We start from the raw sequence: 18990 nt of genomic DNA on the forward strand, positions 1-18990 counted from the left end.
AACCCGCTGGCTGTTTTCTTTCGACCCTGTTCATCCCGTGCTAATGTAGAAGGCTGCATACTGGATTATCACCGGGAAAATCGTTATGACTGACGACGTTATTGGAACAGGAACCCACCAGCAGCTCATTACCTTACTTACCGAGCAGGGCGCGCGTTTTCGCGTCATGGAGCATGAGGCGGTCGGGAAATGTGAAGCGGTAAGTGAAATTCGCGGAACCGATCTGCGGCAAGGCGCCAAAGCCCTGGTCTGCAAGGTGAAGGGAAACGGCGTGAAAAAACACGTTCTGGCGATTCTGGCCGCCGACCTGCAGGCTGACCTGAGCCAGCTTGCCAGCCATTTTGGCGGGCTAAAGGCCTCCCTCGCCAGCCCGGCCGAAGTCGATGCCCTGACCGCCTGCGTTTTCGGCGCTATCCCGCCCTTTAGCTTTCATCCTGACCTGGCACTGGTTGCCGACCCGCTGCTGTTCGAGCGCTTTGACGAAATCGCGTTTAACGCCGGCCTGCTGGAGAAATCCGTGATTATGGATACCCAGGATTATCTGCGCATCGCCCGTCCTGAGCTCGTCACCTTCCATAAAGCGTAACTGCGATGGCTGACGCCCTGTCAGCCTTTTCGTTCCAGAAACAGCACGGAGGCAACGAGAATAACGGCAATAGCGAAAAACGATGAGGAGATAATCAGCGTTTCCACAAACATGTGATCGTTCATGATGGCGCCCCCTTTTGCGATATCTGCTTTCGTTTTAATCCGCGTAAATGACAAGGTTATGACAACGACAAAATCTTTTTAACCCTGTTCTCTGCCGCGTTTGCGCGTACAGTAAACAGAACAATTTTTCTGGCAAGGATTCCCTATGTTTGACCCTACTCTGCTCATTCTTCTGGCACTCGCCGCGCTCGGCTTTATCAGCCATAACACTACCGTCGCCATCTCGATTCTGGTGCTGATTATTGTGCGCGTGACCCCGTTAAATACCTTTTTCCCGTGGATAGAAAAACAAGGCCTCACCATCGGGATTATCATCTTAACCATTGGGGTGATGGCGCCGATTGCCAGCGGTACCCTTCCCGCCTCAACGCTGCTGCACTCGTTTGTAAACTGGAAATCGCTGGTGGCGATCGCGGTGGGGATTTTTGTGTCGTGGCTGGGCGGTCGCGGCGTCACGCTGATGAGCAGCCAGCCCTCGCTGGTGGCGGGTCTGCTGGTGGGCACCGTGCTGGGCGTGGCGCTCTTTCGCGGCGTGCCGGTCGGCCCGCTGATTGCGGCTGGCCTTGTCTCGCTGTTTATTGGGAAGTCGTAGTCAGGCTGGCCATATAACGCGCCGGCGTCTGGCCCAGCCCCTTTCTGAACATGGTGATAAACGCGGTGGTCGAGTCATAGCCCAGTGACTGAGCCACCTGCTGTACCGATTTCCCGCCGATCAGGTGCTGTAATGCCACAATCAGCTGCAGCTGGTGGCGCCAGCGGCGAAAGCTTAAGCCGGTCTCTTTCACCACCAGCCGCGCCAGATTGCGCTCGCTCATGGCGAAGTGGCTCGCCCACTGCGTTAGCGTCTGCCAGGCGGCGGGCTCCTCCGCCATCTTCTCGCTCATCAGCCTGATTTTGGGATGGGGCGACACGGGCAGCTGCAGATGTTCCTGACGCTGGAGCGGTAGCTCGTCAAACAGCACGTCCACCAGGCGAGACGTGGTCGCAAGAGAGAGCTGCTCACGTGATTTTTCCGCCAGCGATAAAATCAGCTCCCGCACCAGAGGGGAGATTTTCAGGGTACAGCAGCGCTCGGGCAGGCTGACGGCCCCCGGCTCAATAAACAAAAAGCAGAGCTGCGCGCCCGGCGTGGCCCTGTTGCTGTGCGGCATCTGGCCGGGGATCCAGACGGCATACTGAGGCGGCACCATCAGCATCGCATTTTCCACTTCACAGGTGATTGCGCCGCCGAGGGCCAGAATCAACTGCCCCTTACGGTGATGATGCCGGGGAATATACTGTTCCTCCGCCACCACCTGAATGCGAAATGCGACGGCCGCATCGTGCTGGCTATCTGGATCGTAGCCTTCCAGTCCCAGACCAATCATCAGTTTGTCCGATATTAGCGATAAACTGTCATTTTAGCCTGATTTCAACCGCTGAGAAAATCGGTATTGTGTCCGCTCGCTTGAACGTATGAGAACATAATGACTACTGCTATTCGCACCTCAGGAAAACACGGCGCGCTGTTGATTGCAGGCATCCTGATGATTGCCACTACGCTTCGCGTCACCTTCACCGGCGCAGCGCCGCTGCTTGATACCATTCGTCTTGATTATGGCTTAAGCACGGCACAAACCGGTCTGCTGACCACCCTGCCCCTGCTGGCTTTCGCCCTCGTCTCGCCGCTCGCCGCAGGCGTTGCCCGGCGTATCGGCATGGAGCGCAGCCTGTTTATCGCCCTGCTGCTGATTTGCGCCGGGATTGCCGTTCGCTCGCTGCCCTCCGCCGCTTTGCTTTTCACCGGAACGGCGATCGTCGGGTGCGGTATTGCGCTCGGGAACGTGCTGTTACCCGGATTAATTAAGCGTGATTTTCCGGGCCAGGTGGCGAAGCTCACCGGCGCCTATTCCCTGACGATGGGCGTCTCGGCGGCGTTTGGCTCAGCGATGATCGTTCCCCTGGCACAAGGGAGTGCGGGCTGGCATGGCGCGCTGCTGATGCTTATGGCGTTTCCGCTGGTCGCATTGCTGCTCTGGCTGCCGCAGTGGCGTCAGAAACACGTCGCAACGGTAACGGGCGCAGGCGCGCTGCATAACCGCGCGATCTGGCGCTCGGCCCTCGCCTGGCAGGTCACGCTCTTTTTGGGGATAAACTCGCTGATTTACTACGTCATCATCGGCTGGCTGCCGGCAATACTGCTGAGCCACGGCTACAGCGAAGCGCAGGCTGGCTCGGTGCACGGTCTGTTGCAGCTGGCCACGGCCGTGCCGGGACTCGCCGTTCCGCTGATCCTCCACCGTCTGAAAGACCAGCGGGCGATCGCAGGCGCGGTGGCGCTGATGTGCGCGATAAGCGCGGCGGGATTATGGTTTATGCCGGGCATGGCGGTGATGTGGACGCTGGTGTTTGGCTTTGGCACAGGGGCAACGATGATCCTCGGCCTGACGTTTATCGGTCTGCGCGCCAGCACTGCACACCAGGCGGCAGCGTTGTCCGGCATGGCGCAGTCGATTGGCTATCTGCTCGCCGCCTGCGGCCCTCCGCTAATGGGGAAAATTCACGATAGCGCGGGAGACTGGCGGATCACGCTCTTGGGCTGCGCGCTGGCCGCCGTGATTATGGCCCTCTGCGGCATCTTAGCCGGGCGAGACCGGGAGATCGCGCCCCGTTAAACAGTGTGGCAGCCCCTTGGGTCTGCCTTTTTTACCCGCGCGCCGCGCGCAGCATCGCCTGTACCAGCACGACCGGACGTCCTTCCAGCGCAGCACGCTCGTGCTGGAATAAGGTGATCACGAAGAACGGGTGCGTGACCAGTTCCGCGGCACGGATTTCACCCTGATCGTCCCAGCCCGTCACATGCATATCACCGCTCTCCAGCGCCTGTGCAAACGCTGGAGACACGCCATAGTTACAGTGATATCCCTCTTCAATTTCCGGCTTGCCGTACGCTTTGGCAATTAATGTATTCCTGCGCAGTTCAATCGCATCGGTTTTTTCCACCAGCGAGCAGGTCAGCGGCGCAATCACCATGGTACCTTCGGTATCCGTCTCAGCGTGTGCCGCATCAGCCCAGCCCAGCACGTTTCGGGCATACTCAATCAGCGCATGCTGGAACCCGCCGCAGGTGCCCAGGAACGGGATGCTGTTTTCACGGGCGTAGCGCGCGGCAATAAAAGCGGCCTCGGTGTTTTTGTAGGGGCTGGCAGGAACCAGCCAGATGGCATCGTAGCCCACCAGATCTTCAGAGCTTGTCAGCTCCGTCGTGGCCAGCCAGTCGTAATCGGCGGTGAGGTCAAGCACTGCGGCGGCGTCGTCAATGGCCAGCGGGATCGCCTGATGCGCAATAACATTGGGATTATAATCGCCAACCAGCGCAATGCGCAGCGTCGTTTTAACCGGGAGGTGTTCCATGAAAGGTTCCTTATGCCAGAGTATTATCAGATAACATAAGGAACCTCAGACTACCGATCTTTTGCAATTATCACAATACCTTAAATTGGGAGGGTGAAATCATGATTCAGTGCAAACGGGTCTACGAACAGGCAGGCTCTGATGACGGCTATCGGGTACTGGTGGACAGGCTGTGGCCGCGCGGCGTTAAGAAAACGGACCTTGTGTATGACAAATGGTGTAAAGCGCTCGCGCCCTCAACGGAACTACGCAAGGCCTTTCATAGCGAAACGATTGATTTCACCGCCTTCAGCCAGGCCTATCGGGAAGAGCTGGCGCAGCAGGCTGACGAGGGCGCGCGTCTGGCGACGCTGGCGCGCAGGCAGACCGTCACCCTGCTCTTTGCTGCCAAAAACACGGAGCAAAATCACGCCCTGGTCTTAGCCGACTGGCTGCGCCATCTGTGATCAGCCGATCGTCAGTTCATCCAGAATTTGCGGCGCTTCATCCGGGGTGAGCGGCATCAGATGTTCGGCGCGGACAAACGCAAAGCCGTGCTGATTATCGAAGGCGTAGACATCACCCGTCACCAGCCAAAGTGCGCGATCTGCGGTAGTGGGTAATTGCGTCATCACGCCGTTGACCGGGTTAACGAAGCGCAGGCCAGGCTGGCAAAGGCCAAACAGCTCAACAGATTTACCAATATTGCGACGGCCTGACGCCGTGCGGGCACCCACGATCATCGCCATGCTGCCCGGTTTTAACTGAAACATACTTCTCTCGCGGAAACGAACGCCAGATACTGGCTAAGATTAATCCTAAAGAGAAGTGTATCGCAGGCGGTATCCGTCTGTCACCTGGTGGGTTGCGGATGATCGCGACGATAGAGCGTCCATTCATCGATCACTTCCCCGCCCGGTAATTTGCACTCGGTGCGAACGCCCTGCGGGCTTTGAACCGGGATCTGTTCCCCGCCTTTCTCCAGGCAGTAGACGGAGGCCGGGTTCGCCATACCGATAACGTGCGGCGGTTTCGGCGCATCGGGTGGCGTGGTTTTTGCGGTGCAGGCGGCCAGGGGAAGCGCCAGCGTCAGAAGCAGAAATCTCATCTCATTGATCCTTTTGACATCATTACACCCTAAGGGTAACGGGTCATCGCCGCGTTCTCCATGATTTCTCCATTTTAACTGCACTTTTCAGCACTATAGTGTGGCATGTTCTCGATATGACCAGAGAACATCATTCCGTAATCAAGATGTCTTTGCCCCGGTCTCAACAACGGGGCTTTTTTTCTCGCCTGCTCCCCGCTTCCTGCATATATTAAATTTTCTGTATTCATGTTTTACTATGCCTGAAGCCTAAAAACTCAGCATAACATGCAGATGCAGACGTCTTCTGCCTGGGAGTCATTCTACGTCATGTCGGACCTTATCCTCGCTCGCGTTTCAGAAACCCTTGCCACCGAGCAATCCCTTGAAAGCCTCGTTCGCCAGCTGCTGGAGATGCTGGAAATTGTCACCGACATGGAGTCGACCTACCTGACGAAGGTGGATATCGAGGCGCGGCTGCAGCACATCCTCTACGCCCGCAACAGCAAACAGATGACGATCCCGGAGGGGCTGAGCGTCCCATGGGATGAGACGCTGTGCAAACGCGCGCTGGATAGTGACACGATGTTCAGCAATGACGTGCCTGAACGTTGGCCCGAGTGTGAAGCCGCAAAAGCACTTGGCATTACCACCTACATGAGTATTCCTGTCCATCTTGCCGATGGTTCACTTTACGGAACGCTCTGCGCCACCAGCACGGCCAGAAAGCCGCTGAGCGAGCGCGCTGAACAGGTGCTGAAGCTCTTCGCCGGGCTGATTGCCCAGTCCATTCAGAAAGAGTCGCTGGTGACCCAGCTTCGCGAAGCCAATGCGGCCCTCATCGCGCACTCTTATACGGATGCCCTTACCGGTTTACCCAACCGTCGCGCCATTTTTGAAGATCTGACTACCCTCTTTTCTCTGGCCCGGCACCTGAAGCGTAACGCCATCATCGCGTTTATCGATCTGGATGATTTCAAGCTGATTAACGATCGTTACGGCCACGAGGCTGGCGACCAGTTCCTGATAGAAGTGGGCAAGCGTTTGACCGAAGAGAAACAGCAGGACGATATTATCGGTCGTCTGGGCGGGGATGAATTTCTGGTCGCGTCGCTGAGCCAGCCCCACCAGGACGGGGATAACGCGCAGCTTACGCTGCTCAAAACGCGCCTCAGCGCCTGCATCGCCGGCGAATACTGGCTCGGCAGCGTTCATATTATTTATCCGGGCGCCAGCTTCGGCGTGATCGAAGTGGACCCTGCCGCAACCGATCCTGACAGCGCGTTACGCGCTGCGGATGTAGCGATGTATCAGGATAAGAAAGGAAAAAGCAAAACACGCTTTCTCACTATGGATTAACCCCGTACACTCTACGGCGTTACAGAAACCGAAACAGGTGATGGTATGAGAATAGGGATCCTCTTCCCGGTCGTTATATTTATAACGGCGGTGGTTTTTTTAGCGTGGTTTTTTGTTGGCGGCTACGCGGCGCCGGGGGCATAAATGCGGAAGACAACCGTCATTATGCTGATCGTTGCCATTGCAGCGTTTGCCGGCACGCAGCTTGGCTGGTGGTAAACCCAATACGTAAAAAGGCCGCCATCTGGCAGCCTTTTTCAACGCTTTCAGAACTTAGCTTTTGATCTTTCTGTAGATAAACAGCACAACCAGCGCACCGATCACCGCGACGGCGAAACTGCCGAAGTTAAAGCCATCGACCTTGCCAAAACCGAACAGCGTACTGATCCAGCCGCCGACTACCGCGCCGACAATACCCAGTATTACGGTGACGATAAACCCACCGCCATCTTTGCCCGGCATGATCCACTTCGCCAGAATACCCGCAATAAGCCCAAAGATAATCCAGGATAAAATTCCCATAACTTTCCTCTCTGTATGGTTTTTGTCATTAAATCAACGACACAAAAAAGAATAGCACAGGATTCCAGAAAGGAAATTTGTGATAAGCATCACAGTGAGAGAGTGCGTCATTTTTCATCAACAAAAAGAACGGGCCACATAAACTGTGGGGTTGCAACTTTTGTTGAGAAAGATTATCTTTCTCAACACTGAATAGTTGAGAGAAACACTCAGGTATTCAGTACGACATTGCTCACATTGCTTCCAGTATTTCTTGCCCACTCCTGAGTGGGCTTTTTTTTTAGCTCATACCCCAACAAACGCGTACCGGTTACGTCCCGCGCGTTTCGCCTGATAGAGGGCCTGGTCTGCGGCAATAATGATATTTTGCTGGCTGCCCGCGATGTCGACGGCACGGGCGGTTGAAATCCCGACGCTTACCGTCACCCGGCCGAAGGGGCTAAAGGCATGAGCGATTTGCAGCGAGAACACATTGCGAATAATCGTCTGGGCCAGACGAAGCGCCTCCTGAATATCCGTATCCGGCAATATCAGCGCAAACTCCTCTCCGCCGTATCGCGCCACAAGCTGATTATCACGGGTAAGGCTCTCCCTGAGGCTGTTTCCAAGCATAGCCAGACACCGATCCCCTTCCGGATGGCCGTAGTTATCGTTGTATTTTTTGAAGTAGTCCACGTCCACGATCAGTATCGAAATCGGTGCGTCATGCGCGGCACACAGAGCGATGTCCGAGAGGATTTTTTCATCAAAGACGCGGCGATTGTACAGCCCGGTCAACGCATCTTCTGAGGCAATAATCTTCAGCGCTTTGTTATCCCGTGTTTTACGGGACAGGTCGGAATAGAGGAAGTATGACGCGACGATGAGTATCGCCGTGAACACGAAAATGAGTACCGCCAGCTGAATCGCCTGCTTGCGCCAGGGGGCAAGGGCTTCATCAATGCTAACCGCCACGGTGGTGACCAGTCCGTAGCGTCTGTTTTTCTCATAGGCATAAATGCGCTCGATTTTATCAAACCGCGAGATGGAGCTGGCTATCCCCGTATTTTGTACCTTGAGATATTTCCTGAAGAGTGGTGAATCAGAAACAATCGTGCCGATATAGGTATTTTTAAAGGGATACCGGACCAGCAGCACGCCTGATTGCGTCGTTAAGCCGATGACGCCCGAGTGACCGATATTAATCTGCCCGTAGAGCGCCAGAAAATTTTCGATACCCAGCGTCACCACCACCACACCGTTAAATGCCCCGGTCTGGGTTTCAAGGCGCCGGCTGATGGTGATAACCCATTTGCCATTGGTTCTGCTTACCACCGGTTCCCCAATAAAAATCGCCTGATTTTTATTTTCTTTGTGATAGATAAAAAACTCTCTGTCCGAGCCTTTGCGTGGCCCCGTAAAAGTTTCATGCAGCGCGGTAAAGATATCGCCCTGAGCATTGTAAACAACCACATTATTAATCTGGGTAAGAAGGTTATCCTGATTATTGATCATGTGCTGAATATTGGTCGCCTGCTGCGGGGTCATGCCATAAATTTCGATTATGTCGGAAACGGTAGTAATTAACATTTCACTCTGGCGCATGATCCCTTCAGTATAGACATCAAGGGTATGGCTCAGGTTAGCGACGCTGGTATTAATTTGCTGGATTGACTGCTGTCTGGACGTGGCAATTTGGACAGCAAGCGCCAGCGAGATGATCAATGAGACAATGATGACGGTAATGGTTGTTGTGTAAAAAGTATTTTTCACATGCACGAGCTTTTCCACCTTATCACGCCTGATATCCCTGGCTGACAACTCTTGTCACTGTAACAAAGCTCAGGATAAGAGGAAAATGAATTGCACTTAAGCATACAACAGAAGATCGTCTTTATTTTGTTTTTCACCGCCTGGTAACCAGCGCTATTCCTGACGCTCAGCAACGCCCGCGTTTTACACCATCACGGTCTCCCTGGGCTTAGATAAAATGACTTTAATAAAATCGATATAGGAGACGGGTTTACCAAAATAATAACCCTGCAGCAGGGTAATCTCATTACGGTTGAGATACTCCAGCTGCTCTTTCGTTTCTACGCCTTCGGCCACGATCCGCAATGAAAGTTTTTTCGCCAGGTCAATAACGCAGTCCAGCAGGATCGTTGAGTCCTTCTCCTCTGATACCCGGTTAACAAAGCTTTTATCAATTTTAATATAATCTATGGCAAGCGCATTGAGACATGACAGCCCGGAATACCCTGTACCAAAATCATCCAGTGCTATGACAAAACCGGCGTTATGCAGCGCGTTGAGGTTTTCCACCAGATGAGGATTATCGATCAACGGTTCACGTTCGGTCACCTCAAGCACCAGCTTCACGGCTTTACCCTGAAACCCCTTGCCGAAGATTCGGCAGTCACCGATGAAAGAAGGGGCATTGATGTGTCTGGCGCTGATGTTCACCCCGATATGGAACCCGTCCGGCAGCTTAGGCAGGAGCGGCTTAAGCTGTGTGACCACTTTCGCCATCAAGCCTTTGGTCAGTGGAATAATCAACCCGCTACGTTCAGCTATCGGGATAAAGACGTCCGGCGGGATAAAGCCTGACTTAGGATGCTTCCACCTTGCCAGGACTTCAACACCGTATAACCCGCCGGTATCGCCGTTCACGATCGGCTGGTAATAAGGCACGATCTCTCCCTGCAAAATGGCCTTACGCAAATCGTCTTCAAAGGTGGTACTTTTCCCCTTGTAGCGGCGGATCAAAATGCCCACCGCCACGGATAGCGCGAGAATCAGCAGAATCAGGCTCCATCCCTGTTGCAGTAGCCGCGTCAGGCTAAAAAAGGCAGGCGGTTGCCAGGCCAGACTGAAGGGGAAGTGCGAAGAGGTCGTCAGTGACCCCGCCCACGAGGCCGCTTTCCAGCCGGTCACCTCACCGTTGCGCGTAAACATCCTGTCGCCGACAACCAACCCCAGGTCAACGCTGTTTGATGCGTTCGCGATGACGTCCTGCAAATGCGCATCACTGACGCTGACGATGACGCGCCCTCCCGCAATGGGCATCTGGAAGACAAGCACCGGGATGCCGTTCACCAGTCGGTTACCGGGTAGCAGCATTAATTTTTGTTCAGGTAACGTCTCCGGATGCACAATCAAAACGCCATTCCCGGGAAGGGAAGTACAGATGATTTTTCCCTGCTGCTGGATCATGATGGCGCGCAGATGCGGTTTTAACGCGGCTTCTGTCCCCAGCGCCAGCTGTCCGCTGCTGCTACACCCCTGCTCCGCAACGCGCTTCGCCGTGCTGGCCGCACTGACGGCTTCCGACAGAATGTTTTCTATTTTCTGGGTGCTTACCGTGGCGGTATGAACGTTATTCATTTTCGCCATCTGCCATAACTGCCAGTTAATAATCAGTATGCCGATCAGAAAAAGAAACAAGGCACTGAGAACAGGGATCATCACGTTACGCACGATGTTTTCCTTAATAGAATAAACAAGCATGGAGGATCGGAAAGAAGAACCCGTGGTTTAACCGGCGTTGCTTATCACAATGAAAATAGCTTAGCTGAGAATTGTCTTAAAAAACTGATGCTTTCGTATGAGTTCACCCGCTCAAATTTGCTCACCCGACGTGACTATCAGGCTTGTGCCTTGCCCTGGCTGTGTTAAGCTTTGTGAAATCAGGGAGCGGACAGGATAACTGGAAAATGAAAAAGCGCATTGCCGTTGCGATCGTTTCAACGCTTCTGGTCATCCTGTCTCTTTATGCGGTCAACGTGGTTATCATCGGTCAGCAAAAAACCAAACAGCTTGAAATATCCCAAACCCTTTTACATTATTCAGAAGATCTGTCCCAAAGCGTGGCGCTGGGCCTCAAAAGCATAACGACGCAGGGATGTGATAAAGCCAGTCTTGATAGCTACAGGCAAATAAAGCTTAATAACCTCTATTTCAGCGATATCGGTTTTATCGAAAAGGGAAAAATTGTCTGTACCGCTTTTTGGGGTAAACTCGCGACGCCCGTTCCACTTCCTGCGGAACTGCATAAAACGCCGAGAGGTTTTCTCCTGGCGCAGTTTTCCAGAAAAGACTTTTTCACCGGCAATGCGGCTATTTATAATAATATTATTATCTTCACCTCCCGCTATGCTTACGATAAATTTACCCCGGTTACCGCAAGCTATTCTCTGAGCGCCACCACGAAGGACTTTGGACGGATCTTTTTTTCAGCCGCCCCTGAGCTGAAGCCGCGGAGCTGGCTGCATTCGGTGTTGTTCACCCTGACCATTACACAGTGCAGCGCCTTGTGGGATCTATGCGTGATTGTAAAACACCACGATGCAGGACTGGCCTCACTCCCCCCGTTTATCTTTACGTTTCTCGTGGTCATACTCTTTTTTATCTGGGTCGCGATAACGTTATTTATCTTCCGTCTCTATGAAGACCGTTTTTCGCTGGAACGCACGCTGATCAAAGCCGTGATAACGAATACCTTCAGCGTTAATTATCAGCCCATTATTCGTATTCGCGATCAAAAAATCGTGGGCGTCGAAGTTCTGTCGCGATGGCGCGATCAAAAGCACGGAGACGTCTCGCCGGAGCTGTTCATCCCATTAATTAAGAAAATCGGTCTGTATAAAAAATATTACAGCAATATTATCGCGAAGTCCCTTTCAGAAATTGCCCCGCTGGCGATTAAGCATCAGCTGATCGTTTCAATCAACGTTGGGCGAAAGGAAATTGAAGACGGACAGTTTATTAACATTTTGCGTCGCGAGTGCTTAGCCAATCGCCTCCCCCTTTCCCTGATGAAGGTCGAGCTTTCTGAAAAAGCCGTTTCCGCGGCGGGTATCCTCGAGGAGTTCTGTCAGGAACTGAAGTCGCTTGGCGTTAAAATTTCAATCGATGATTTTGGCGTGCAAAATTCAAATCTGGCCCGGCTGTCGCAGCTTGAATATGATGAAATTAAAATTGATAAGTCGCTGGTGGATGGCGTCAGCGAGCATTATAAGCAAAACATCTTTGTTATCTTCAGCGATGCCCTTGCGAAGTTGAATAAAACCCTTGTTTTCGAGGGCGTGGAAAATGAAATTCAATATCGCTTCATTGCGGACAGATATCCCGATGCCTTGATCCAGGGATGGTATTTTTCAAAAGCACTCACCCGGAGCGAACTGGCGAAGCGACTCACTGGCGTCGCCCCGTAATCAGAAGCCTGCCATGCACCTTTTTTTACGCTCAGGCGTTTCCATTTTTTCCGCCAAAACATATAGTCGTCATATTCAGACGGTAGATTACCCTGAAGCACATTCTTATTTTGGTTAAAAACGTGAAATTATCCTTACTTTTTCCAGTGGTACTGTTCTTTCTGATTGTTATTTTCGCGCTGTTTATTGATAAACCCACTTCGCCTATTCTGCGGAAAAAATGCATGTGGTCCGATAGCGTGATGCTGAGCTGTATCGCAAAGCATCAGCATAACGGTTTCTAAGGCAGGCTATTCATTTCCCCACTGATTGAGGAAGTTCGCAACATCATCAATGCGACCCGCACGGATCCCGGCTTCAGTGGCCATCTCCTGCTGGGCTTCCTCGCTGATCTCCTCATTATTCGCTAAGCGGATGAGCAGCAGCTGGAAATAGTGTGCCAGCGCGTCGCGCTCTGACTCAGCGACTTGCTCTGCGGCTTCCGTCGCGTACTCGTCGGCAATGTCATAATATTTCAGTGGGATGTCGTTGTGCATAACAGTCTCGTCTCAGGTCAATAAAGGTAACGTCACGAGTATATCGGAGGCGTTATCTCAACCAAAGCATTGCTTCAGAGGAGTAACGCAAGCAGCGCTGCAAGCGCGGGTATGGCCTGCACATACAAAATTTTACGGCTGGCGGTGGCTGCGCCAAAAAGTCCGGCGATCAGTACACAGCTCAGGAAGAAGATGGCTACCTGAATCCCCTTTTCGCCGAGCCAGAGGCTCCAGAGCAGACCGGCTGCCAGAAAACCGTTATACAGCCCCTGATTCGCGGCCAGCACGCGGGTGTCGCGCGCAAAATCAGGACGCAGATTAAAAGCCTTGTGCCCTGTTTTGGTATTCCACAGGAACATTTCCAGCACAAGAATGTAGAGATGGATGAGTGCAACGACAGCGATAAGGACAGTGGCTAACATCGTGTTGTCTCCTGCAGGCAGAGGCAAAAAAAACGGGAACCCTCAGGCCCCCGCTCTTGTTTAACCCAGAATCTGGATTACATGTTCGCGATAATCGCGTCGCCAAACTCTGAACATTTCAGCAGCTTAGCGCCTTCCATCAGACGTTCGAAATCGTAAGTTACGGTTTTCGCGTTGATCGCGCCTTCCATACCTTTAACGATCAGGTCTGCGGCTTCGAACCATTCCATATGACGCAGCATCATCTCTGCGGAGAGGATGATAGAGCCTGGGTTCACTTTGTCCTGACCTGCGTATTTTGGTGCCGTACCGTGGGTCGCTTCGAACAGGGCGCACTCGTCACCGATGTTCGCGCCAGGGGCGATACCGATACCGCCAACCTGTGCAGCCAGGGCGTCAGAGATGTAGTCACCGTTCAGGTTCATACAGGCAATCACGTCGTATTCTGCAGGACGCAGCAGGATCTGCTGCAGGAACGCATCGGCGATCACATCTTTAATGATGATCTCTTTGCCGGTGTTCGGGTTTTTGATCTTCTGCCATGGGCCGCCGTCGATCAGCTCACCGCCGAACTCTTCTTTCGCCAACTGGTAGCCCCAGTCTTTGAACGCGCCTTCGGTGAACTTCATGATGTTGCCTTTGTGAACCAGGGTCACTGAGTCACGGTCGTTGGTGATCGCATATTCGATGGCCGCGCGCACCAGACGCTTGGTCCCTTCTTCGGAGCACGGCTTAATGCCGATACCGCAATGCTCAGGGAAGCGAATTTTCTTCACGCCCATCTCTTCGCGCAGGAATTTAATCACTTTTTCTGCGTCAGCAGAGTCCGCTTTCCATTCGATACCCGCGTAGATGTCTTCTGAGTTTTCGCGGAAGATAACCATGTCGGTCAGTTCCGGGTGCTTAACCGGGCTTGGGGTGCCCTGATAGTAACGAACCGGACGCAGACACACGTACAGGTCCAGCTCCTGACGCAGAGCCACGTTCAGAGAACGGATACCGCCGCCGACTGGGGTGGTCAGGGGGCCTTTAATAGCAACGCGGTAGTCGCGGATCAGGTCCAGCGTTTCTGCTGGCAGCCAGACGTCCTGGCCATAAACTTGCGTCGATTTCTCACCGGTGTAAATTTCCATCCAGGAAATTTTACGCTCGCCTTTGTAGGCTTTCTCAACAGCGGCATCAACCACTTTCAGCATTGCCGGGGTAACGTCTACACCGATACCGTCGCCTTCGATGAACGGAATAATCGGATTGTGAGGAACGTTAATCTTGCCGTTTTGCAGGGTGATCTTTTTACCTTCCGCCGGAACAACTACTTTGCTTTCCATTAACCTCTCCTTCGAGCGCTTCTGGTTGTTACTGATCTTATGTTAATAAATTGTAATGAGCCCTTCGATAGTACCTGATTGTCCGACGCCATGAAAGGTCTTCGTTATTAGGCTATAATGCGGCAATTGATAACGCCTGAAAATACCATGAAGAAAACTTCTTTTACAAAACACCGGGTTGAGCGATTCAGCTCCCGACAAGCCGCCAGACGACCGCAAGAAACCCAGCCAAAGCGGGTGATTCTGTTCAATAAACCCTACGATGTTTTGCCGCAGTTCACCGACGAAGCCGGACGCAGCACGCTAAAGGACTACATTCCTGTTCAGGGGGTCTACGCGGCCGGGCGTCTGGACCGGGACAGCGAAGGCCTGCTGGTCTTGACCAACGACGGCGCGCTGCAGGCGAAGCTCACGCAGCCGGGAAAACGCACCGGCAAAATTTACTTCGTCCAGGTCGAAGGCGAGCCGGACGAAGAAACGCTGGATAAATTGCGCAAAGGCGTCACGCTGAACGACGGTCCCACCCTGCCGGCAGGTATTGAACGCGTGAATGAACCGGAGTGGCTGTGGCCGCGCAATCCACCGATTCGCGAACGCAAATCCATTCCGACCAGCTGGCTCAAAATCACCCTTTATGAAGGCCGCAACCGTCAGGTTCGACGGATGACCGCGCACGTCGGCTTCCCTACCCTGCGTCTGATTCGCTACGCTATGGGTAACTACACCCTGGAAACGCTGGCAAACGGTGAATGGCGAGACGTTACCTTTTAAGGAGTCACTATGTTTAAACCTCATGTCACGGTTGCCTGCGTGGTCCACGCCCGGGGTAAATTCCTGGTTGTCGAAGAGAGCATTAACGGCAAAGCGCTGTGGAACCAGCCAGCCGGGCACCTTGAAGCCAATGAGACCCTTCTTCAGGCCGCAAAACGCGAGCTATGGGAAGAGACCGGCATTCACGCTGACCCCCAGCACTTCATCCGTATGCACCAGTGGATTGCACCCGATAGCACCCCTTTCCTGCGTTTTTTATTTGCCGTTGAGCTTAGCGAAACGTGCGCCACTGAGCCGCAGGATGACGATATCGACCGCTGTCTGTGGGTCACCGCCGACGAGATCCTGAACGCGCGTAACCTGCGCTCGCCGCTGGTTGCGGAAAGCATTCGCTGCTGGCAGTCAGGCGCACGCCTGCCGCTGGATGTCATCGGCGCTTTTAACTGGCCGTTTACAGAGGGTGCCAATGGTGGGGGGGCGTGATAGAATACGCCGCCTTGAAGTTCAATGTCGTGAGTATTCCATGTCAGATAATAGCCAGAAAAAAGTGATCGTCGGCATGTCCGGCGGTGTCGATTCCTCCGTTTCCGCCTACCTGTTACAGCAACAGGGCTATAAGGTGGAGGGCCTGTTCATGAAGAACTGGGAGGAAGATGATGGCGAGGAATACTGCACTGCCGCTGCGGATCTCGCCGATGCGCAGGCCGTATGCGATAAGCTCGGCATTGAACTGCACACCGTTAACTTTGCCGCAGAATACTGGGACAACGTGTTTGAACTGTTCCTCGAAGAGTACAAAGCGGGCCGCACGCCGAACCCGGATATTCTGTGCAATAAAGAGATCAAATTTAAAGCCTTCCTGGAATTCGCCGCGGAAGATCTGGGCGCAGACTACATTGCGACCGGTCACTACGTGCGTCGCGCAGATGTGAATGGCAAAAGCCAGCTGCTGCGCGGTCTGGACGGCAACAAAGATCAAAGCTACTTCCTCTATACGCTGAGCCACGAGCAAATCGCCCAGAGCCTGTTCCCTGTCGGCGAGCTGGAAAAGCCGCAGGTGCGTAAAATCGCCGAAGAGCTGGACCTGATCACCGCGAAGAAAAAAGACTCTACCGGTATCTGCTTCATCGGCGAGCGCAAATTCCGCGATTTCCTCGGTCGTTACCTGCCCGCACAGCCGGGTAAAATTGTCACCGTCGACGGGGAAGAGATTGGCCAGCATCAGGGGCTGATGTACCACACCTTAGGCCAGCGTAAAGGCCTGGGTATCGGCGGGACGAAAGAAGGTAGCGAAGAACCGTGGTACGTGGTCGACAAAGATGTCGAAAACAATATTCTGGTTGTTGCTCAGGGTCACGACCATCCGCGTCTGATGTCCATTGGCCTGATTGCGCAACAGCTGCACTGGGTCGATCGTGAGCCGCTAAAAGGCACGCTGCGCTGCACGGTGAAAACACGCTACCGTCAGACCGATATTCCTTGCACCGTTACCGCGCTCGATGACGATCGCATTGACGTGCGCTTCGACGAGCCGGTCGCCGCCGTCACCCCGGGCCAGTCTGCTGTCTTCTACAGCGGCGAAATCTGCCTGGGCGGCGGGATCATTGAACAGCGCCTGCCGCTGCCCGCTGTTTAACAGCGATTGCACACATAAAGGAGACCGTGTGGCGAAGAACTACTATGACATCACCCTGGCGCTGGCGGGAATTTGCCAGTCAGCCCGTCTGGTGCAACAGCTGGCGCATCAGGGTCATTGCGACGCTGACGCCCTGCACGTTTCACTCAACAGCGTTATCGACCTCAACCCCGGTTCAACCCTGGGCGTGTTCGGTGGCAGTGAAACCAATCTTCGTCTCGGTCTTGAAACCCTGCTTGGCGTGCTTAACGCCAGCAGCCGTCAGGGGTTAAACGCAGAGCTGACCCGTTACACGTTGAGCCTGATGGTGCTGGAGCGTAAGCTGAGCGCAGCAAAAGGCGCGCTTAATACCCTGGGCGATCGCATTGCCGGGCTACAGCGTCAGCTCGATCATTTTGACCTGCAGTCCGACACGCTGCTGAGCGCCATGGCCGGCATTTATGTTGACGTCATCAGCCCGCTGGGGCCGCGTATACAGGTCACCGGCTCCCCTGCCGTGCTGCAAAGTCCGCAGGTACAGGCAAAAGTGCGCGCGTCACTGCTGGCTGGGATCCGCGCTGCCGTGCTGTGGCACCAGGTTGGCGGTGGCCGCCTGCAGCTAATGTTTTCTCGTAATCGCCTGACCACTCAGGCAAAACAAATTCTTGCTCATTGTTAACCTCCCGGAGTTGCGAATTATGGAATTATCCTCACTGACCGCCGTATCCCCTGTCGATGGACGCTACGGCGATAAAGTCAGCGCGCTGCGCGGGATCTTCAGCGAATATGGTTTGCTGAAGTTCCGTGTTCAGGTTGAAGTACGCTGGCTGCAAAAGCTGGCCGCCCAGGCAGCAATCAAGGAAGTTCCTGCTTTTGATGAAAAGGCAAACGATTACCTTGATAAAATCGTTGCCGACTTCAATGAAGAAGATGCCGCGCGCATTAAAACCATTGAGCGCACCACCAACCACGACGTGAAGGCGGTCGAGTACTTCCTGAAGGAGAAAGTGGAAAGCGTTCCTGCGCTGCACGCCGTGTCTGAGTTCATCCACTTCGCCTGTACGTCTGAAGACATCAACAACCTGTCGCACGCCCTGATGCTCTCTACCGCGCGCAAAGAGGTGGTGCTGCCTTACTGGCGAAAAATCATCGACGCGGTGAAAGCGCTGTCCGTGGAATACCGCGACATTCCGCTGCTCTCCCGTACCCACGGCCAGCCAGCCACCCCATCCACGATGGGTAAAGAGATGGCGAACGTCGCGTACCGTATGGAGCGCCAGTATCGTCAGCTGGAACAGGTTGAAATTCTGGGCAAAATCAACGGCGCGGTCGGTAACTATAACGCCCACATCGCCGCGTATCCGGAAGTGGACTGGCACCAGTTCAGCGAAGAGTTCGTGACCTCGCTGGGCATTCAGTGGAACCCGTACACCACCCAGATTGAGCCGCACGACTATATCGCCGAACTGTTTGACTGCATCGCGCGCTTCAACACCATCCTGATCGACTTCGATCGTGACGTGTGGGGCTACATCGCCCTGAACCACTTCAAACAGAAAACCATCGCGGGTGAAATCGGCTCTTCCACCATGCCGCACAAAGTGAACCCTATCGACTTCGAAAACTCCGAAGGCAACCTGGGTCTGGCGAATGCCGTACTGCAGCATATGGCAAGCAAACTGCCGGTATCCCGCTGGCAGCGCGACCTGACCGACTCCACCGTGCTGCGTAACCTGGGCGTGGGCATCGGCTACGCGCTGATTGCGTACCAGTCCACCCTGAAAGGCGTGAGCAAGCTGGAAGTGAACCGCGATCGTCTGCTGGACGAACTGGATCACAACTGGGAAGTGCTGGCGGAGCCGATTCAGACCGTGATGCGTCGTTATGGCATCGAAAAACCGTACGAAAAACTGAAAGAGCTGACCCGCGGCAAACGCGTTGACGCCGAAGGTATGAAGCAGTTTATCGACGGCCTGGCGCTGCCGGAAGAAGAGAAAACCCGCCTGAAGGCCATGACTCCGGCGAACTACATTGGCCGCGCCATCACCATGGTTGACGAGCTGAAGTAATCTCCT

The 18990-nt window shown here is 53.9% G+C and carries 23 protein-coding genes; 12 read left to right on the plus strand and 11 right to left on the minus strand.

Going from position 1 to position 18990, the window contains the following annotated elements; genetic code table 11:
• The first annotated feature begins 85 nt into the window (after nt 1–85).
• A complete protein-coding gene (locus tag BMW97_RS05200; protein ID WP_008500735.1) occupies nt 86–586 on the plus strand; it encodes a YbaK/prolyl-tRNA synthetase associated domain-containing protein in 501 nt (166 codons plus the stop codon).
• A gap of 20 nt (nt 587–606) precedes the next feature.
• Here the strand turns inward: BMW97_RS05200 and yoaI are convergent, their stop codons facing one another.
• The gene (gene yoaI / locus BMW97_RS05205; protein WP_010430055.1) at nt 607–711 is read right to left on the minus strand and encodes a small membrane protein YoaI; all 105 of its coding nucleotides are present in this window, start codon (nt 709–711) and stop codon (nt 607–609) included.
• 145 nt (nt 712–856) lie between these two features.
• Between yoaI and BMW97_RS05210 the strand changes: the two genes are divergently transcribed.
• Entirely contained in the window at nt 857–1303 is a 447-nt protein-coding gene (locus BMW97_RS05210; protein ID WP_008500737.1) for a DUF441 domain-containing protein, read from the plus strand.
• On the opposite strand, the gene BMW97_RS05215 is transcribed toward BMW97_RS05210, so the two are convergent.
• Complete coding sequence (locus tag BMW97_RS05215; protein WP_045910235.1) at nt 1287–2078, minus strand: AraC family transcriptional regulator; 792 nt, start codon at nt 2076–2078, stop codon at nt 1287–1289. The two genes, BMW97_RS05210 and BMW97_RS05215, sit on opposite strands and share 17 nt — an antisense overlap.
• Before the next feature lie 99 nt (nt 2079–2177).
• Between BMW97_RS05215 and BMW97_RS05220 the strand changes: the two genes are divergently transcribed.
• A complete protein-coding gene (locus BMW97_RS05220) occupies nt 2178–3365 on the plus strand; it encodes a CynX/NimT family MFS transporter (RefSeq protein ID WP_045910234.1) in 1188 nt (395 codons plus the stop codon).
• A gap of 31 nt (nt 3366–3396) precedes the next feature.
• Here the strand turns inward: BMW97_RS05220 and BMW97_RS05225 are convergent, their stop codons facing one another.
• Entirely contained in the window at nt 3397–4104 is a 708-nt protein-coding gene (locus tag BMW97_RS05225; RefSeq protein WP_045910233.1) for a CTP synthase C-terminal region-related (seleno)protein, read from the minus strand.
• Nucleotides 4105–4205: 101 nt separating this feature from the next.
• Between BMW97_RS05225 and BMW97_RS05230 the strand changes: the two genes are divergently transcribed.
• The gene (locus tag BMW97_RS05230) at nt 4206–4550 is read left to right on the plus strand and encodes a DUF488 domain-containing protein (protein WP_045910232.1); all 345 of its coding nucleotides are present in this window, start codon (nt 4206–4208) and stop codon (nt 4548–4550) included.
• Here the strand turns inward: BMW97_RS05230 and BMW97_RS05235 are convergent, their stop codons facing one another.
• Both BMW97_RS05235 and BMW97_RS05240 read right to left on the minus strand, forming a co-directional pair.
• Nucleotides 4551–4856 (minus strand): nuclear transport factor 2 family protein, encoded by a 306-nt coding sequence (locus BMW97_RS05235; protein ID WP_045910231.1) that lies wholly within the window; start codon nt 4854–4856, stop codon nt 4551–4553.
• An 80-nt stretch (nt 4857–4936) separates the two neighbouring features.
• Nucleotides 4937–5191 carry a putative hemolysin gene (locus BMW97_RS05240; RefSeq protein WP_045910230.1) on the minus strand — a complete coding sequence of 85 codons (255 nt, stop codon included), beginning with the start codon at nt 5189–5191 and terminating at the stop codon, nt 4937–4939.
• Between the two features lie 309 nt (nt 5192–5500).
• Between BMW97_RS05240 and BMW97_RS05245 the strand changes: the two genes are divergently transcribed.
• Complete coding sequence (locus BMW97_RS05245; protein ID WP_032664129.1) at nt 5501–6529, plus strand: sensor domain-containing diguanylate cyclase; 1029 nt, start codon at nt 5501–5503, stop codon at nt 6527–6529.
• 45 nt (nt 6530–6574) lie between these two features.
• Complete coding sequence (locus BMW97_RS05250; protein WP_014883431.1) at nt 6575–6673, plus strand: YoaK family small membrane protein; 99 nt, start codon at nt 6575–6577, stop codon at nt 6671–6673.
• A 129-nt stretch (nt 6674–6802) separates the two neighbouring features.
• Here BMW97_RS05250 and BMW97_RS05255 read toward each other — a convergent pair whose 3' ends face one another.
• From BMW97_RS05255 to BMW97_RS05265, 3 genes are all read right to left on the minus strand, one after another.
• Nucleotides 6803–7051 (minus strand): GlsB/YeaQ/YmgE family stress response membrane protein, encoded by a 249-nt coding sequence (locus BMW97_RS05255; protein WP_008500746.1) that lies wholly within the window; start codon nt 7049–7051, stop codon nt 6803–6805.
• 285 nt (nt 7052–7336) lie between these two features.
• Nucleotides 7337–8809 (minus strand): sensor domain-containing diguanylate cyclase, encoded by a 1473-nt coding sequence (locus BMW97_RS05260; RefSeq protein ID WP_045910610.1) that lies wholly within the window; start codon nt 8807–8809, stop codon nt 7337–7339.
• Nucleotides 8810–8986: 177 nt separating this feature from the next.
• The gene (locus BMW97_RS05265) at nt 8987–10507 is read right to left on the minus strand and encodes an EAL domain-containing protein (protein WP_082087765.1); all 1521 of its coding nucleotides are present in this window, start codon (nt 10505–10507) and stop codon (nt 8987–8989) included.
• Nucleotides 10508–10743: 236 nt separating this feature from the next.
• On the opposite strand from BMW97_RS05265, the gene BMW97_RS05270 reads away from it, so the two are divergent.
• Nucleotides 10744–12243 (plus strand): EAL domain-containing protein, encoded by a 1500-nt coding sequence (locus BMW97_RS05270; RefSeq protein ID WP_045910229.1) that lies wholly within the window; start codon nt 10744–10746, stop codon nt 12241–12243.
• 290 nt (nt 12244–12533) lie between these two features.
• Here the strand turns inward: BMW97_RS05270 and BMW97_RS05275 are convergent, their stop codons facing one another.
• The 3 genes from BMW97_RS05275 to icd all read right to left on the minus strand — a co-directional run bounded on the left by BMW97_RS05275 (nt 12534) and on the right by icd (nt 14529).
• Nucleotides 12534–12779, minus strand: coding sequence for a DUF2543 family protein (locus tag BMW97_RS05275; protein WP_045910228.1), 246 nt, complete (start codon nt 12777–12779; stop codon nt 12534–12536).
• 74 nt (nt 12780–12853) lie between these two features.
• Nucleotides 12854–13201: a DUF1304 domain-containing protein gene (locus tag BMW97_RS05280; RefSeq protein WP_045910227.1), complete on the minus strand. Its 348-nt coding sequence runs from the start codon at nt 13199–13201 to the stop codon at nt 12854–12856.
• Nucleotides 13202–13278: 77 nt separating this feature from the next.
• Nucleotides 13279–14529: an NADP-dependent isocitrate dehydrogenase gene (icd, locus tag BMW97_RS05285; RefSeq protein ID WP_008500752.1), complete on the minus strand. Its 1251-nt coding sequence runs from the start codon at nt 14527–14529 to the stop codon at nt 13279–13281.
• Between the two features lie 117 nt (nt 14530–14646).
• Between icd and rluE the strand changes: the two genes are divergently transcribed.
• From rluE to purB, 5 genes are read left to right on the plus strand one after another with little or no spacing between them, the layout of a single operon-like run.
• Nucleotides 14647–15300, plus strand: coding sequence for a 23S rRNA pseudouridine(2457) synthase RluE (gene rluE, locus BMW97_RS05290; RefSeq protein WP_045910226.1), 654 nt, complete (start codon nt 14647–14649; stop codon nt 15298–15300).
• Between the two features lie 9 nt (nt 15301–15309).
• Nucleotides 15310–15783 (plus strand): NUDIX hydrolase, encoded by a 474-nt coding sequence (locus BMW97_RS05295; protein ID WP_045910225.1) that lies wholly within the window; start codon nt 15310–15312, stop codon nt 15781–15783.
• A gap of 40 nt (nt 15784–15823) precedes the next feature.
• A complete protein-coding gene (gene mnmA, locus BMW97_RS05300) occupies nt 15824–16936 on the plus strand; it encodes a tRNA 2-thiouridine(34) synthase MnmA (protein WP_045910224.1) in 1113 nt (370 codons plus the stop codon).
• 28 nt (nt 16937–16964) lie between these two features.
• Entirely contained in the window at nt 16965–17594 is a 630-nt protein-coding gene (gene hflD / locus BMW97_RS05305) for a high frequency lysogenization protein HflD (RefSeq protein ID WP_008500756.1), read from the plus strand.
• Between the two features lie 19 nt (nt 17595–17613).
• Nucleotides 17614–18984, plus strand: a complete 1371-nt coding sequence (gene purB / locus BMW97_RS05310) for an adenylosuccinate lyase (protein ID WP_045910223.1) — start codon at nt 17614–17616, stop codon at nt 18982–18984.
• The last annotated feature ends 6 nt before the right edge of the window (nt 18985–18990 follow it).

It is taken from the genome of Enterobacter sp. NFIX58 (assembly GCF_900110475.1).
Taxonomy (GTDB): Bacteria; Pseudomonadota; Gammaproteobacteria; order Enterobacterales; family Enterobacteriaceae; genus Enterobacter; species Enterobacter quasiroggenkampii.